This is a genomic window from Planktosalinus lacus (assembly GCF_014640155.1).
Classification (GTDB): Bacteria; Bacteroidota; Bacteroidia; order Flavobacteriales; family Flavobacteriaceae; genus Planktosalinus; species Planktosalinus lacus.
In genome coordinates, this window is sequence record NZ_BMGK01000004.1 from 161,903 (window position 1) to 179,121 (window position 17,219).

The following is a 17,219-nucleotide window of genomic DNA, read 5'->3' on the forward strand; positions in this document are numbered from 1 at the left end:
AATATTAACAGTAAGAGACTATTGCGCTTTAAAAGCTTCAATTTGCCTTTTCACTTCTTCTTCTGTTCCAGTAAATGTTTTTTCTTCTTTTACTTCTTCCCCGTTTACAATGGTTAACGAACTTACTTTTGCAGTTGTCACATCATCATTTGAAGAATATTCAATGGTGACCTGCTTGTTGATTGCCGTAACATTGGCTGCTTGCTCATCAGTAAGGGTTGTGGTGGTCCCATCTTCAGATACAACCATAACTTCCTTAACAGTTGTATTACCTAATTCTGAATCGTCTGCAGTATGACCTCCCAAAACAGGAGCAATAACAAGCCCTACCAAACAAGTTAACTTAATTAATATATTCATCGAAGGTCCTGAAGTATCCTTGAAAGGATCACCCACAGTATCTCCGGTTACAGCCGCTTTATGGGCATCAGAGCCTTTGTATTCCATTTTACCGTTGATCATCACACCGGCTTCAAATGATTTTTTAGCATTGTCCCAGGCACCTCCGGCATTGTTTTGGAAAATCGCCCACATTACACCACTCACACACACACCGGCCATATAACCTCCTAAAGGTTCAGCGCCAAAAATTAAACCAATCAATATTGGGGTGATTATTGTAATCAAGCCCGGTAAGATCATTTCTTTTAATGCGGCATTGGTAGAAATGGCAACACATTTTGCATATTCAGGAGTCGCGGTGCCTTCCATAATACCGGGGATTTCACGGAATTGTCTACGCACTTCCTGAACCATTTCCATAGCAGCTTTTCCAACCGATTGCATAGCAAGTGCTGAAAAAATCACGGGAATCATCCCCCCTACAAACAGCATCGACAAGACGTCTGCCTTAAAGATATTGATTCCATCAATACCGGTAAAAGTTACATAAGCAGCAAAAAGTGCCAATGCAGTCAATGCGGCAGAAGCGATTGCAAATCCTTTTCCAACGGCGGCCGTTGTGTTTCCAACAGAATCCAAAATGTCAGTACGCTCGCGTACCTCAGGGTCAAGGTTACTCATTTCAGCAACCCCACCTGCGTTATCGGCTATAGGGCCAAAGGCATCAATAGCCAATTGCATTCCCGTGGTTGCCATCATCGCTGAAGCTGCAAGCGCCACTCCATAAAAGCCTGCGAGTTCATAAGAACCATAGATAGCCGCTGCAAATAAAAGAACAGAAGCAAAAGTAGACTTCATACCGACGGCCAAACCTGCAATAATGTTAGTTGCCGCTCCGGTCGAACTGTTTTGAACTATATCCATCACAGGTTTTTTACCCAAACTGGTGTAATATGCCGTAACAAATGAGATCAATGCGCCCACTGCGAGACCAATACAGGCAGCATAAAAGACATTCATTGATGGAATCATTTTAGCAGACGCCTCACCAAAAAATCGCATTTGCATCGTTTCAGGCAACATCCAGTCAATTAGGAAATAACTTGCAATAAGCGTAAGTATAATAGACGCCCAGTTTCCAATATCCAGGGCCTTTTGAACCTGAGGCTCTTTAGCAGTATTGTCTTTGATTCTCACTAAAAAGGTTCCTAATATGGAAGCCAAAACCCCCACACCGGCAATAACCAATGGCAATAAAATTGGTCCCATATTGTTAAACAAGTCAGTATGCTGAACGGTTTCAGACATATCCCTGATTACGTAATTTCCAAGCACCATAGCCGCAAGCACCGTTGCTACATAACTTCCAAAAAGGTCAGCGCCCATTCCGGCAACGTCACCCACATTATCTCCCACATTATCTGCAATGGTTGCAGGGTTTCGAGGGTCATCTTCAGGAATCCCGGCTTCTACTTTTCCAACCAGGTCAGCACCCACATCGGCTGCTTTGGTGTAAATTCCACCACCCACACGGGCAAACAATGCTATAGATTCTGCTCCTAAAGAGAAACCTGCAAGCGCTTCCAGAACAATGGTCATTTTTGTGTAGAAATCATAGTTTTCCATACCCATAAATTGTCCCAGAAAAAAGAGAAACAACAAACTCAATCCCAATACCGCTAAACCGGCAACACCCAAGCCCATAACTGTTCCACCACCAAAAGAAACTTTCAATGCGTTTGGAAGACTTGTCTTGGCAGCTTCAGCTGTTCGGGCATTGGCATCGGTAGCAATACGCATACCAATATTTCCGGCAAGACCTGAAAAGAAAGCACCTATAATAAAAGCCGGCACAATCATCCAGCTGGTTAAATCAACAAGAGTTGAAACATAAAATAATGCTGCTGAAGCTATGACCACAAAGATGGCAAGCAATCGGTATTCTGCATGTAAAAATGCCAAAGCACCTTCTTTTACACTTTTTGAAATAAACTGCATGCGGTCACTTCCGGGGGATTGTTTTTTTACCCAGCTCATTTTGTAGAGCATAAACAAAAGCCCTAAAACTGAAAGAGCAATTGGCAAGAAAATTACATTGGATTCCATAGTTTTAATTTGAATTTTAGTTAAGCCGGGTAAAAGTAAGAAATATGTCGTTAACAAAAAAAGCAATACCTATGATAGTATTGCTTTTTTAATCTAACCTAAATTGAATCTAAAAACCTAACTTAAAAAATCTTTTGTTTATTCTGAAACCTGAATCTTGTAGAACTCTTGTTTTTCCTGAGACAAAGTAGCAAAACGGTCTGTACATTTATCAATGATATCAAGTGCTTCCTCTACATTGCCCCAACCTTCCACATCTACTTTTTTGTGTTCTAAATCTTTATATACCTGAAAGAAATGCTCTATTTCTTTTATTAAATGTGGATTGATATCAGAAATATCGTTGATTTTATCACCGTTGGGGTCACTGATAGGTACACAAATCACCTTTTCATCAGGTCCTTTTTCATCAGCCATATGGAAAACACCTATGGGTTTCACCTCAATTATACAACCTGGAAAAGTAGGCTCCGTCACTAATACCAGCACATCTAGTGGGTCACCGTCCAAAGCAAATGTTTGAGGAATAAAACCATAATCTGCAGGATACATCATAGATGAAAACAACATACGATCATACCTGATTTTTTTTAAATCAAAATCAAACTCATATTTGTTTCTGCTGCCTTTTGGAATTTCGACTAAAACGTCAAACTTTTTCAATTTTGCTGCACTCATAAATCACATTCTTTTAACGGGCTGCAAAAATACAACTAAAAAGAAGTAATATACAAGGAAAAAATGTGAAGAATTTTTACTAAAACTGAAACCCAAAAGAACCGGTCACACCAAATGATCGGGCACCCTCATTTTCAAAGTAATTACCCCTGAAATTAAAGTCCATCCTGAAGATTTTAAATATATTTCCAATACCAAAACTGTACTCATAATAGATATCCTCCGGTGCCTGATAAACAATATTGGATGCATTTAAAGCGCTGTTGGCCTCTGAAATCTGACCATAAATAGCTCTGAATCCAATAACCTCTCTCAGGTTCCAATCTCTCAAAAAACCTATTCTGGAAAATAAACGGCCACCAAAATTGTGTTCCAGATGAATTGATGCATAAGTGTCACTCACAAACTCATAATAATCAAGTAAGGTAAATGTATTGTAAATACTGAACAAGGTTTGATTACCGGGAACGGGACTCAGCAAACCAAGTGGCACTTCTCCAAATATTTTACCCATTTCAACAGTAGAATAAAGACGACCTAATCCACCTATGTTCCAGGGCTGCGTATAAAGTGTCTGTAACTTTTTATATTCAAAATCTCCTTCAAGTATACCCTCAACCCCATAAGTATACCCTAAAAAAAACTGAGGATACTTCCCTGAATTAATAATCAATCGTTCCACACCAAACCCCGATGTGCGTATACCAGGTGTATAAGTTAAAGACAGTTCTATTTCAGGTTGTGTTATTTCACTCTGAATCTGGCCGTTTTCATCATAATAATCCATACTAAATGAATCTGTTGCCGATTTGAGCGTACGGTAAGATGCAGTAGTCCTAAAAGTTAAATCCTTTACGGGCTCGACCTGAAAACCAAATGTGGTAAGGTTGATATTGGTTAATCGGTCATTTGCACCCACCGAAACCAGTGATGATGAAGCCAGGTTTCTTCCCAGCACATCGTTTGACGTGGTCAAACTGGCGCCGGTTTGTTCCACATCTCTGCGGTTACCACCAAAAACAATCAAGCGGCTTTCGCGATCGAGCAACCATTTTCCGGAAATACCATATTTAAATTTATTGTCTTTAAACCCATAAGCCAGAAAACCTTCCAGACGCCATTGATCGTTTTGACTGAAATAGGTGCGCCCTCCTGCCCTGACGCGCAATCCTTCGGCTTCATTGTATCCAAAAATTGAAAAGACCGGTCCCAAATCAAAGCCGGGCAACTCATAATAACCGGATGCCAGAACAGAACCAATATTATAGAGTCTTTGAAACCTGGGTACAGTTTGCAAGGTGTCCAACATCACATAAATTTGACGTTCATCTTTATTGAGGGCTTCCATCCTGTTTTCCTCCCAGAACTCATCGGGCCTGTTATATGTTTCACGCCGGTAAGGATCTACTTGTTTTTTGTAAAAACTGCGATCCTTTTTATTGTCAAAAACATGATTCTCATAAAGTGTGGTGCGTTTTCCATACATTCCCCTGGCTTCCTCTTTTTTAGAGAAACTAAAATCTGACATAAAGTGATCGCGTTTCAGAAGGAAAATTGAGTCATTCAGCACATCAAATTCCTGCTCGATATATACCTCCTTCACCCAGTTTATATTCGCACTTTTGTTAAGGTGCATATTGATTTCTTTAATCGCCCAGGTTGTATCATTCACCCAAAAATCTCCCCTGAAAGTAAGTTCTCCTTTTCGGCGAGGATAAAAAATAATGTTATAACACCATTTATCACCCCTAAACGCACTGTCCAAAAGTTTGTAATTGTAAACATCAATTCCTGTTCGGGAAAGCGGACTGGTAAAGGCCTTGTCAAAAAACTTAAGGTAGTTATCATACACATCATAGTCAGCATACAATTCCTTTACAAATTCAATCATGGCCTGGTTATTACTAAACCCAGAATTCTTATTACCTTCAAGCACCTCTTTTTCCAGGTTCATTTCGTTATCACCATATACCTTATAAATGGCTTCATTAATAAAGATGGGTAAATAAGTTTTGCCAGTTACATTGGAGGTGTCTGCATAATCAAAAACAAACTCTATTCCCTTAAAAAGTCGGCTGTTCATTAAGGCACTGTCGATGGTGTTTAGATCAAATTCGAGTTTTTCATATTTGTCATAGTCGTATTGCTTAAACTTTTTAACCCCATTTTCTCTCCTGTTTTCCCAGATTTTTCGTAAAATGTCAATGGCCGGATTGTTTTCTTTTGAAAGCTTGCCGGTGTATAAAACTACTTCATCCAATTGAGAGGACTCCTCTTCTAGTGTAATTACCAGGTCATAAGAAGTTCTTCGGCCCAATTCCAGTTCTTTGGTCTGATAGCCCACAAATGAAAAAATAACAGTAGAATAAGTTGTAGAAGATTCAAGATAAAATCGCCCGTTTTCATCGGTAATAGTGCCTTCATTTGAGTTTTTAAACAGCACATTGGCAAAGGGTACCGGCTCATTGAAAGTGTCAAATAACCTACCGCTCACTTTGGTTTGTGACCAGGCAACAACTGAGAGCAACAAGCTAATTGTGAGAAGGAGTTTTGCTTTCATGGAGGCATTTGAGGGTTCTATTGTGCAATCTTTGAGGGTTCTATTGTGCAATCGATAATTAATAACTTTCTGAAACAAAAAACTTCGCCAAAATAAGTGACGAAGTTAATTCAAATATAACAACTATAATTATTTATATAAAACCTTTTTAACAGCTTTAACAACATCAGCGCTGTTTGGCAACCACTCTTTTAGTAATCCCGGAGAATAAGGTGCCGGGGTGTCGGCGGTATTAATTTTCACAATGGGCGCATCCAGATAATCAAAAGCCTGTGATTGTACCTGATAGGTAATTTCGGTAGCAATGTTTCCAAAGGGCCAGGCTTCTTCAAGTATCACCAGGCGGTTTGTCTTTTTAACTGAATCCAAAATGGTTTTGTGATCCATTGGTCGAATGGTTCGCAAATCGATAATTTCACAACTGATGTTCTCTTTTTCAAGTTCTTCAGCGGCAGCATAGGCCTCTTTTATGATTTTACCAAAAGAAACTATGGTCACATCCTTTCCTTCACGCTTCACTTCTGCAACACCAATTGGAATTACATATTCTCCTTCCGGTACTTCGCCTTTATCACCATACATTTGCTCACTTTCCATAAAAATTACCGGGTCGTCATCTCTGATGGCCGATTTTAAAAGACCTTTGGCATCTTTTGGGTTTGAGGGCACAATCACCTTCAAGCCGGGGCAGTTAGCATACCAGCTTTCAAAAGCTTGCGAGTGTGTTGCTGCCAGCTGACCTGCTGAAGCAGTAGGGCCTCTGAAAACAATTGGAATGTTAAATTGCCCACCACTCATTTGACGCATTTTTGCAGCATTGTTGATGATTTGATCGATTCCTACCAGCGAGAAGTTAAAAGTCATAAATTCAATGATGGGACGGTTTCCGTTCATTGCAGAACCAATTCCAATACCCGCAAAACCCAATTCTGATATGGGAGTATCAATAACCCTTTTATCTCCAAATTCATCCAGCATTCCTTTTGAGGCTTTGTAAGCTCCGTTGTATTCAGCAACTTCTTCGCCCATTAAATATATGGTCTCGTCGCGACGCATTTCTTCACTCATCGCTTCTGCTATAGCTTCTCTAAACTGTATAGTCTTCATAAATCTTAATCTTGATTAAAATGGAATTTCCAAAAATCTTTATTTTGGATAGGCAAAAATAGCATTATTTCCACTTTATGTGGGATAAAATAGCAACTTTTAACGGAAATTTATTATGCGTGCATAGCATAAAATTAAAAATATATGAGTACCTTCGTGGCATAAAAACTGACGCTCGTCAGTATGCATTTTTAAATCCAATTAAAATACATTAAAATGAAAATATTAGTCTGTATCAGTCACGTTCCGGACACAACTTCAAAAATCAATTTCACCGATAATGACACTAAATTTGACACCAATGGTGTTCAGTTTGTCATCAACCCAAATGACGAATTTGGATTGACCCGCGCTATGTGGTTCAAAGAAAAACAAGGTGCCACAGTTCATGTAGTCAATGTTGGTGGTCCTGAAACTGAACCAACTCTTAGAAAAGCACTGGCAATCGGTGCCGATGAAGCCATCAGAGTCAATGCAACTCCAACCGATGGCTTTTTTGTTGCAAAACAATTGGCATCAGTAATGCAGGAAGGAAATTATGATTTGGTCATAGCCGGTCGTGAATCAATTGATTATAACGGGGGTATGGTTCCCGGAATGGTAGCTTCTTTAACCGGAGCAAACTTCGTGAACACCTGCATCAGCCTTGAAGTTGATGGTAACAATGCAAAAGCCACCCGCGAAATTGACGGCGGTAAAGAAACGCTCAGCACCTCATTACCACTTGTAATTGGAGGGCAAAAAGGATTGGTAGAAGAAAGTGATCTTCGCATCCCTAATATGAGAGGCATTATGCAAGCCCGCCAAAAACCCTTGAAAGTTGTTGAAGCGGTTGCTGCTGAAAGTGCTACCGGAATTCAGTCTTTTGAAAAACCTGCACCCAAAGGAGCAGTGAAAATGGTTGACCCTGAAAATGTGGAAGAACTTATTAACCTGCTTCACAATGAAGCTAAAGTAATTTAAACTTGCTGAGTATTTACGAATGAATTTGAAAAAAACAATTAAAGATTAAAACAATGTCCGTACTAGTATATACAGAATCTGAACAAGGTAAATTTAAAAAAATAGCGCTGGAAGCAACTTCCTATGCAAAAGGAATAGCTGATATGATGGGCACCACAGTAACAGCTATAAGCATCAATGGAGGAAATGCTGAGGAACTAGGTACTTATGGCGCTTCAAAAGTACTCGAAGTATCAGATAGCAAACTGGATCAGTTCAATGCAAAAGCATATGCTGATGCCATCGCACAGGTAGCAAAAAAAGAAAACGCCCTTGTAGTCATTTTGAGTAGCAGTGCTAACAGTAAATTTTTGGCTCCGTTGCTCTCAGTTCAACTTGATGCCTCTTTTGCATCCAATGTGGTAGCACTTCCTGAAAGCACCTCACCATTTATTGTAAGATCTAGTGTTTTTACCAACAAAGCCTTTGCAAAAAATGAATTGAAAAACGAAATCAAGCTTATTGGACTTTCCAAAAACGCATTTGGTTTAAAAGAAAATAATACAGATGCTTCCGCGGAAGCATTTAGCCCATCCTTAAATGATGCTGACTTTGCTGTCAAAGTTGAAGCAGTTGATAAAGTCACTGGTCAGGTAACCATTGCCGATGCCGAAATTGTGGTATCTGGTGGAAGAGGTTTAAAAGGTCCGGAAAACTGGGGAATGATAGAAGAACTCGCCGAAGTGCTGGGTGCTGCCACGGCCTGCTCAAAACCGGTAAGTGATATGGGATGGAGACCCCACAGCGAACACGTAGGGCAAACCGGAAAACCGGTGGCCTCTAATTTATATATCGCAGTAGGAATTTCAGGTGCCATTCAACACCTTGCAGGTATCAATGCCTCTAAAGTAAAAGTCGTCATCAACAACGACCCCGAAGCACCTTTTTTCAAGGCAGCTGATTATGGTATTGTGGGCGATGCTTTTGAAGTAGTTCCTAAACTCATCGAAAAATTAAAAGAATTTAAAGTCAATAACGCATAATTTTTTATAAATTGTGCCTCTATTTAGGGCTGTTTAAGAAGTGGTTTAATCTTTTTTGATTGATGCGAAAAATGATGATTTTTGTCTCATATGAAGACTTTTTTGAGTTGTATAGCCATAGCTATGGAAGGAAAAAAAGACAAGTATGGGCCTAAAAAGAGCATTTTTTTAGCCAATTGAAAAAAGTTTAAACCACTTCTCAATAAGTTTTAGCCCTGTTTAAACAACCTTTTGGTTTGAATCACTTATGAGCTTAGTTCGACTTAACATTAAAGGAATTTCATACAGCCAAACTCAAAACGGAGCCTATGCCCTGATTTTAAGTGAAGTGGATGGCGAACGCAAACTTCCCATAGTGATTGGCGCTTTTGAAGCTCAGTCAATAGCAATTGCTTTGGAAAAAGAAATCAAACCTCCAAGACCGCTCACCCACGATTTATTTAAAAACTTTGCTGACCGTTTTGAAATACAGGTCAAACAAGTGATTATCCACAAATTGGTGGACGGTGTGTTTTTTTCCAGCATTATTTGTGAAAGGGACAAAATAGAAGAAATCATCGATGCCAGAACCAGTGATGCTATAGCGCTTGCCCTCCGGTTCAACGCTCCAATTTTTACTTATAAAAACATACTTGAAAAAGCGGGTATTTATCTAAAACCAAGCCCCCGAAAAAAGGACAAAGATGAAACTGAACAAGCAATTCTGGAGCAATTGATGACAGACGATACAGAATCAAAAAAGAAAACTTCAAAAAGCTATAAAAGCTATTCTCTAAAAGAGCTGCACAACCTGCTTGACAAAGCAGTAAACAATGAAGACTATGAGAAAGCAGCCCTGATCAGAGACGAAATCTCCAAAAGGGAAAAATAACCCGACACCACTATGATTAGATTTTTATTCCTCAGTGTATGTTTCCTTTTATCTCAGGGAATTTTTGCACAAAGCATTGAAAAAGACTGGACCTTTTCATCCATCACTCAGGAATCAAACCCACTTTTTGAAATCAACCAGGACAAAGATTCCATCAGTTTTAACAATGGTACTTTTCAGTACTCCCTTTCGGCAAAAGACAACCTAAACGCATCGGGTGACTATATTTTACAGAACAATTTACTGGTGTTATTTTACAATGCTCCAAAAGACACTATAAGGCGGTATCGCATTCAGGAATTAACTGATGACAAACTGGTTTTTACAGAAAACAACACTACTTACAGTTTTGAAGAACGATCATCAACTTTAACCGAAACTTTGCAAAAGGAAATGATACCAAGTGCCGGGTTTTCAATGGACAGCCTGTGGCGTGGTGTGATGGGAATGAGTGTTTTACTTATCCTTGCCTTTTTACTGAGCAGTAACAAAAAACACATCCGATGGAAAACTGTTGGAGTTGGCTTAAGCGCACAACTACTACTTGCCATAGGTGTTTTAAAGGTTCCTTTCATTCAAAGTTCATTTGAATTTGTGGGAAAAATATTTGTGAAAATTCTCGATTTCACACAGGCAGGAAGTGAATTCCTCCTGGGGGGAATGATGAATGTAGAAAGCTTTGGGTTTATCTTTTTATTTCAGGTACTGCCCACAATTATTTTCTTCTCAGCTTTGACCTCTGTGTTGTTTTACCTCGGTTTTATTCAAGTTGTAGTGAAAGGGCTCGCCTGGGTTTTAACACGTTTGATGGGTATTTCAGGAGCTGAAAGTTTATCGGTGGCCGGAAACATTTTCTTGGGACAAACCGAAGCCCCTTTAATGATCAAAGCCTATCTTGAAAAAATGAGTAAGTCTGAAATGTTGTTGGTGATGGTGGGCGGAATGGCTACCGTTGCCGGAGGTGTGCTAGCAGCATACATTGGCTTTTTAGGCGGTGAAGACGAGGTGATGAAAATATTTTATGCAAAACACCTCTTGACTGCCTCTGTAATGGCAGCGCCGGGAGCTATCGTCATCTCAAAAATGCTGTATCCCGAAACACAAAAAATTACCAATGAAATAGGGGTTTCTGAAGATAAAATCGGCTCAAACATTCTGGATGCCATCGCCAACGGAACCACCGAAGGACTCAAACTGGCCGCCAATGTGGGTGCAATGTTATTGGTATTCATAGCCTTTATCGCAATGATCAATTATGGTTTTGAAAAAATTGGTGATATAACCACCCTCAACAATTGGGTTGCTTTAAGCACACCCTATGAGAAATTCTCACTTGAATTTATGTTGGGATATATTTTTGCTCCCCTGATGTGGTTGATTGGAGTAGCGCAGGAAGATATGGCATTGATGGGACAATTATTGGGTATTAAATTAGTCGCCAGTGAATTTGTGGGCTACATACAATTAGCCGACTTAAAAAACACTGCCAACCTAATTAGTTTCAACTACGAAAAATCGGTGATTATGGCCACCTATATGTTGTGCGGTTTTGCAAACTTTGCATCCATCGGAATCCAAATAGGTGGGATAGGTTCCCTGGCTCCCGGACAACGTAAAACCCTTTCAGAGTTTGGCATCAAGGCATTGATTGGGGGAACCTTAGCCTCATTGCTTTCAGCAACTATAGCCGGGATGATCATCGGCTAACCAATTCCTGCGACTTTGTACTACGAAGCTTTATATCCTCTGAAGCTTCAGTAAAAGAGGAAAGCGTAGTAGTAAGGCGGAAATCTTGGACATTAAAACTCAGTATTGGTTAATAACTTTTTATAGAAAAACTAAACTTTCCAAACACATTCAAAAGCTTTTTTTTATTTTCGGTTTGTAGTAAGAAACTCAACTATATAATCTTAATTGATTAACTCCATTGAACTTAAAGCTTACCTCACCAAGTTGAATTGGGGACAGAAAAAAGATAAAAAAGAAATATGAAACAATACCACGACCTCGTTAAACATGTAATGGAAAACGGCACTTTTAAAGGTGACCGCACCGGTACCGGAACTAAAAGTGTATTTGGCTACCAAATGCGTTTTGACCTCAGCGAAGGCTTTCCCATGGTGACCACCAAAAAACTGCACTTAAAATCCATCATTTACGAATTGCTTTGGTTTTTAAAAGGTGAGACTAACATTGGTTATCTTCAGGAAAATGGCGTGAAAATATGGAACGCCTGGGCCGATGAAAACGGCGACCTGGGCCCTGTTTACGGCCACCAATGGCGCAACTGGAACAGTGAAAACATCGATCAAATCAGTGAACTCATTGAGACCCTCAAAACAAACCCCAACAGCCGCCGAATGCTGGTTTCTGCATGGAACCCAAGCGTGCTGCCCGACACCTCAGTATCCTTTAGCGAAAATGTGGCAAACGGCAAAGCTGCTCTACCACCTTGCCACGCCTTTTTTCAGTTTTATGTATCACCACCCGATGAGTCAAAAGGAGAAACCAATGGTAAACTCTCCTGCCAACTCTACCAACGCAGTGCTGACATCTTTCTCGGTGTACCATTTAACATTGCTTCTTATGCGCTGCTTACTATGATGATTGCCCAGGCTTGTGATTTGGAAGCCGGCGACTTTGTGCATACCTTCGGCGATGCACACATCTATTCAAACCATATGGAACAACTGGAATTGCAACTTTCAAGAGAACCAAGAGCCTTACCCAAAATGATTCTCAATCCTGAAGTAAAAAATATCTTTGATTTTAACTTTGAAGACTTTACCTTAGTCGATTATAATCCGCATCCACATATAAAAGGAGCGGTTGCTGTTTAACAATTTAAAATACCCCAACTTATGAAATACCTTATTTTAGTACTTTGTTTTTCATTTACCTTTACAGGTTTTGCCCAGGAAACATGGGGAAATGTTGACAAAAACAAAGTGTCCATGAAAGAAATTGCCCCGGTTTGGCCAGGTTGTGAAAGCAATGACGTTGCCAAAACCGATGCCTGCTTTAACCAAAAACTGGCGCAACACATTCAATCCAATTTTCGCTATCCTACCAATGCCTGGAAAAATAATATCCAGGAACGCATTGTGGTGACCTTCATTGTCAACACCAAAGGAGAAGTGGAAATCAAAAAAGTTGAAGGCAAAAACAAAGAACTTAAGGAGGAGGCACAAAGAAACATCTTGTCCATTCCCAAAATGAAACCGGGCATGCTTGCCGGAAAACCGAAAGCCATTGAGTATATGGTGCCTTTTAATTTTAAAACCGGTAAATAACTATCAGTCTCAACACCACCATGAGTAAGCAAAATAACAACCCACAAAACGAAGACCGCGAGCAATTTCTGTACGCCCAGGACCGAATCCGTCAAAAAAAACGACTCAATCAACACTTTGTAGTGTTTCTTGTTGGCTCGGCTTTTATTATTGTTCTCGACCAGGTGATGGGGGTGGGTGAAAATATTCCCGTTCAAAATTGGTATATCTGGGCCATCCTTATCTGGGCGTTCTTTTTTCTCATTCACGCCTTAAACGTCTTTTTCACCAACCGCTTTATGGGTAAAAAATGGGAAAACGAGCAACTCGACAAACTCAAAGCAAAACAACAAAAAAGAATTAAAGAACTTCAGGCGAAAGTAGATAAAGACATGCCGTTACCGGAAATATCGGTACAAAAACCACAAAAAAATCAAACCCTTACCATCATCGCCGCAGCTGCTGAAAACGATGCCCTTGGAAAAGACAACGATTTAGTATGGCACCTGCCTGACGACTTTAAACGCTTTAAAAAGCTCACCACAGGACACCATATCATCATGGGCCGAAAAACATTTGAAACCTTCCCGGAACCACTACCTAACAGAATTCACGTGGTGATCACCCGTGATAAAACCTATAAGAAGTTTGGTGCCGTAGTCGTGCATTCCCTTAAAGAAGCATTGGAACTTGCTAAAAGTGACGATCAACCATTCATCATTGGCGGTGGCGAAATCTACAAACAAAGCCTGGAATATGCTGATAAAATCGAACTTACCCGGGTGCACGCCGAAGTAGCAGCAGATACCTTTTTTCCACACATTGACGAACACAAATGGAAAGTGGTAAACGAAGAACACCACCCCAAAGATGAGAAACACGAGTATGCGTTTAGCTATTTGACTTATGTACGAAAGTAATAACAATTCCCCTTTAAGGTTCTTTGCAAAAATACCTTTGAGAACTTTGCGTGAAAAACAGTGAATCCATATCAAATATCTTACAAAACATCCTCCAACAGGAAAAACTAAAACTCCTGAACCACCAGCCACTCAACGGTGGCGATATCAATGAAGTAACCCTCCTGAAAACCAACAAAGGCAACTATGTTCTCAAAACAAACGATGCCAACCGCTTTCCAAAAATGTTTGAAGCAGAAGTTAAAGGGCTCCGCCTTCTAAAAAGCACCCAAACATTTTGCATTCCTGAAGTCATCAATGTAGGTGAAACCGAAAACCAATCCTATCTCTTGATGGAATACATCGCCGAAGGACAAAAACAAACCGTCTTTTGGGTAACCTTTGGATTTCAATTGGCACAACTCCATCAAACCACATCACCGCAATTTGGCCTCGACCACAACAACTACATCGGCAGTCTGCCCCAAAAAAATGATGGAAACCATACCCATGCTGCTGATTTTTACCTCGAAAAAAGACTCCTCCCCCAACTGGACCTCGCAGCAACAAAAGGCTTTTCTTTTCAGAACCTCAATAGTTTTTACTACAACATACAGCAAGAGATTCCTGAAGAACCACCCGCACTCATCCACGGCGACCTCTGGAATGGCAACTATCTGACAGATGAAAACGGAAACCCTTGCCTGATTGACCCGGCGGTATGTTTCGCTTCACGCGAAATGGACCTCGCTATGATGCAGCTCTTTGGTGGTTTCCCCGAAAGGGTATTTGAAAGCTATCACCATGCATTTCCTTTACAACCCGGTTGGAAAACCCGCACCGACCTCTGGCAACTCTACTACCTGCTCGTGCACCTCAACCTCTTTGGGAGCGGCTACTATAATTCCGTAAACACCATCCTTAAGAAGTATTCCTGATTTATTTTGTTATTTTTGTTAAATTAAAGTAATGGAAAATTACCAAAACCACCGTTACATAAAACTTTGAACATTGAACCTAAAACATTGAACCATATTATGAACGCATATATCTTCCCCGGTCAAGGCGCCCAGTTTACCGGAATGGGCAAAGACCTCTACGACAACTCAGACATTGCTAAAAAACGCTTTCAGCAAGCCAACGAGATACTGGGCTTTGACATCACCAAAATCATTTTTGAAGGTACAGCTGACGAACTCAAGGAAACCAAAGTCACCCAGCCCGCCATCTTTTTGCATTCGGTGATACTCGCCGAAGTGCTGGGAGATTCATTCAAGCCCGATATGGTTGCAGGACATTCCCTTGGGGAGTTCTCAGCTTTGGTGGCCAACAAGACCCTTCAGTTTGAAGATGCCTTAAAACTGGTCTCCAAACGCGCACTCGCCATGCAAAAAGCCTGTGAAAAGCAACCTTCAACCATGGCAGCCGTTTTGGGTCTCGAAGACCATATCGTAGAAGCCGTTTGCGCTGATGTGGAGGGCATTGTGGTAGCCGCCAACTACAACTGCCCAGGCCAGCTGGTGATTTCAGGGGAAGTAAAAGCCGTGGAAGAAGCCTGCGAACGCTTAAAAGAACGCGGTGCCAGACGAGCATTATTACTTCCTGTGGGCGGTGCTTTTCACTCACCCTTGATGGAACCCGCCCGTGAAGAACTTGCCAAAGCCATTGAAAGCACACCCTTTGCAACGCCCATGTGCCCCGTCTATCAAAACGTAAGCACCTTTGCCGTAACCGACCCCGAGGAAATCAAAAAGAACCTCATCTTTCAGCTCACCGCCCCGGTTAAATGGACCCAAAGCGTCCAAAACATGGTAAGCGATGGCGCCACCAAATTCATCGAAGTAGGCCCCGGAAACGTGCTACAAGGCCTGGTCAAAAAAATACACAAAGACGCTGTGACTGAAGCTGCAAAATTTGATTAAAAAAAACCCTCTCAGGGTTTTAAACCCTGAGAGGGTTATATGCTGTAAAAATCAGCTCAATCTGAGCACTGCCACTGAATACTGAACACTATTTCTTGGAATTTGGTGCTTGCTTTTTGGTATTTAAAATGTTCCTGCAGTCCTAAGTCAACACCATCAATCCTTATAAACCACCCCATCCTTCATCACAAACACCACTTCTTCAACTGCATGGATGTTTTGGGTAGGGTCATCGTTGGTCGCGATAATATCAGCAATATAGCCGGCTTCCAGGGCGCCCAACTTTCCTTTCATACCGAGTAAGTCGGCATTGGTCACTGTGGCCGATTGTAAGGCTTCCATCACCGGCATCCCGGCTTCGGTCATATAGATAAATTCTTTGGCATTTTCGCCGTGAGGAAATACACCCGCATCGGTTCCAAAAGCGATGGGGACCCCTGCTTTATAAGCCCTGCCAAAAGTAGCTTGAATCTGCGGACCAATAGCCAACGCCTTGGGAACAATAATCGCAGGATAGAAATTCTCAACCTTGGCCTTTTCAGCTACATACTTCCCGGCAGAAATGGTGGGCACATAAAAGGCATTGTGTTGTTTCATCAGGTCCATGGTTGCTGCACTCATTTCAGTACCGTGCTCAATGGTTTTCACCCCGGCCTTGATGGCACGCTGCATGCCTTCATCGCCGTGGGCATGGGCGGCTACGTTCATACCATAATCCTTGGCAGTGGTTACAATAGCGGCAATCTCATCTTCAAAGAACTGCGGATTGGAACCGCTCTTAGCGACACTCAATACCCCGCCGGTAGCGGTAATCTTGATCCAGTCTGCGCCGTTTTTATAACGCTGGCGCACGGCCTTTTTGGCGTCTTCAAGGCTGTTGACCACGCCCTCTTTAGGTCCCGGGTCGCCCATCAGGTCCTTCTTTCGGCCGTTGGTGGGGTCAGCATGCCCGCCGGTGGTGGCCAGTGATTTTTCGGAAGTATAAATACGTGGTCCGGTTACTTTTTTACTGTTGATGGCATTCCGCAGAGAGACATTCACCCCACTGCCACCCAAATCCCGCACGGTGGTAAAACCGGCCATCAAGGTGCGGTGGGCAATTTCTTGTGCATTAAAAGCAACGTCAGCTTCGTTAAGTGTAAAGGCTTCCAGATATTTTGTGGGGCTGGTCTCAGACTCAATATGCACATGCATATCAATCCACCCGGGCATGACAGTTTTGGTTTTTAAATCGATTATTTTGTCGGCTGAATTGGTTGGGTTGACATAGCCATCTACAACTCTTGAAATGGTATTGCCGGAAACAACAATGGTCTTTTCAGTGAGCACCCGGCCGTTTTGAGTGTCAATGAGTTTACCACAATGGATATACGTGTTTTGGGCAAAGGCTACTGCTGTAAAAGCAAAGAGCAAAAGGGAGAGAAATTTTTTCATAAGCTTCATACACCGCCACGGGCGGAATTTAAGATTTAGTTGG

At 41.3% G+C, this 17,219-nt stretch carries 14 protein-coding genes; 9 read left to right on the forward strand and 5 right to left on the reverse strand.

From position 1 onward, the window contains the following. Positions 1–18 precede the first annotated feature (18 nt). From IEV69_RS06060 to IEV69_RS06075, 4 genes are all read right to left on the reverse strand, one after another. On the reverse strand, positions 19–2,448 hold the full coding sequence (locus tag IEV69_RS06060) for a sodium-translocating pyrophosphatase (RefSeq protein ID WP_188440524.1): 2,430 nt from the start codon (positions 2,446–2,448) through the stop codon (positions 19–21). A gap of 138 nt (positions 2,449–2,586) precedes the next feature. After that, positions 2,587–3,126, reverse strand: a complete 540-nt coding sequence (locus IEV69_RS06065; protein WP_188440525.1) for an inorganic diphosphatase — start codon at positions 3,124–3,126, stop codon at positions 2,587–2,589. Between the two features lie 79 nt (positions 3,127–3,205). Continuing rightward, on the reverse strand, positions 3,206–5,686 hold the full coding sequence (locus tag IEV69_RS06070) for a DUF5686 and carboxypeptidase-like regulatory domain-containing protein (protein WP_188440526.1): 2,481 nt from the start codon (positions 5,684–5,686) through the stop codon (positions 3,206–3,208). Positions 5,687–5,815: 129 nt separating this feature from the next. Continuing rightward, a complete protein-coding gene (locus IEV69_RS06075; protein ID WP_188440528.1) occupies positions 5,816–6,793 on the reverse strand; it encodes a pyruvate dehydrogenase complex E1 component subunit beta in 978 nt (325 codons plus the stop codon). 216 nt (positions 6,794–7,009) lie between these two features. Here IEV69_RS06075 and IEV69_RS06080 point away from each other — a divergent pair, with 216 nt between their 5' ends. The 9 genes from IEV69_RS06080 to fabD all read left to right on the forward strand — a co-directional run bounded on the left by IEV69_RS06080 (position 7,010) and on the right by fabD (position 15,742). After that, positions 7,010–7,756 (forward strand): electron transfer flavoprotein subunit beta/FixA family protein, encoded by a 747-nt coding sequence (locus tag IEV69_RS06080; protein WP_188440530.1) that lies wholly within the window; start codon positions 7,010–7,012, stop codon positions 7,754–7,756. 53 nt (positions 7,757–7,809) lie between these two features. Next, a complete protein-coding gene (locus tag IEV69_RS06085) occupies positions 7,810–8,778 on the forward strand; it encodes an electron transfer flavoprotein subunit alpha/FixB family protein (RefSeq protein ID WP_188440532.1) in 969 nt (322 codons plus the stop codon). A 247-nt stretch (positions 8,779–9,025) separates the two neighbouring features. After that, positions 9,026–9,649 (forward strand): bifunctional nuclease family protein, encoded by a 624-nt coding sequence (locus IEV69_RS06090; protein WP_188440535.1) that lies wholly within the window; start codon positions 9,026–9,028, stop codon positions 9,647–9,649. A gap of 12 nt (positions 9,650–9,661) precedes the next feature. Then, positions 9,662–11,356 (forward strand): nucleoside transporter C-terminal domain-containing protein, encoded by a 1,695-nt coding sequence (locus IEV69_RS06095; protein WP_188440537.1) that lies wholly within the window; start codon positions 9,662–9,664, stop codon positions 11,354–11,356. A gap of 281 nt (positions 11,357–11,637) precedes the next feature. Then, positions 11,638–12,489, forward strand: a complete 852-nt coding sequence (locus IEV69_RS06100; protein WP_188440539.1) for a thymidylate synthase — start codon at positions 11,638–11,640, stop codon at positions 12,487–12,489. A gap of 21 nt (positions 12,490–12,510) precedes the next feature. Further along, positions 12,511–12,942 carry an energy transducer TonB gene (locus IEV69_RS06105; protein ID WP_188440541.1) on the forward strand — a complete coding sequence of 144 codons (432 nt, stop codon included), beginning with the start codon at positions 12,511–12,513 and terminating at the stop codon, positions 12,940–12,942. 20 nt (positions 12,943–12,962) lie between these two features. Continuing rightward, the gene (locus IEV69_RS06110) at positions 12,963–13,841 is read left to right on the forward strand and encodes a dihydrofolate reductase (RefSeq protein ID WP_188440543.1); all 879 of its coding nucleotides are present in this window, start codon (positions 12,963–12,965) and stop codon (positions 13,839–13,841) included. A gap of 50 nt (positions 13,842–13,891) precedes the next feature. Next, on the forward strand, positions 13,892–14,758 hold the full coding sequence (locus IEV69_RS06115) for a fructosamine kinase family protein (protein WP_229741360.1): 867 nt from the start codon (positions 13,892–13,894) through the stop codon (positions 14,756–14,758). 99 nt (positions 14,759–14,857) lie between these two features. Further along, the gene (gene fabD, locus IEV69_RS06120) at positions 14,858–15,742 is read left to right on the forward strand and encodes an ACP S-malonyltransferase (protein WP_188440544.1); all 885 of its coding nucleotides are present in this window, start codon (positions 14,858–14,860) and stop codon (positions 15,740–15,742) included. Between the two features lie 156 nt (positions 15,743–15,898). Here the strand turns inward: fabD and IEV69_RS06125 are convergent, their stop codons facing one another. Beyond that, positions 15,899–17,176, reverse strand: a complete 1,278-nt coding sequence (locus tag IEV69_RS06125) for a metal-dependent hydrolase family protein (RefSeq protein WP_188440546.1) — start codon at positions 17,174–17,176, stop codon at positions 15,899–15,901. Positions 17,177–17,219: the final 43 nt, after the last annotated feature.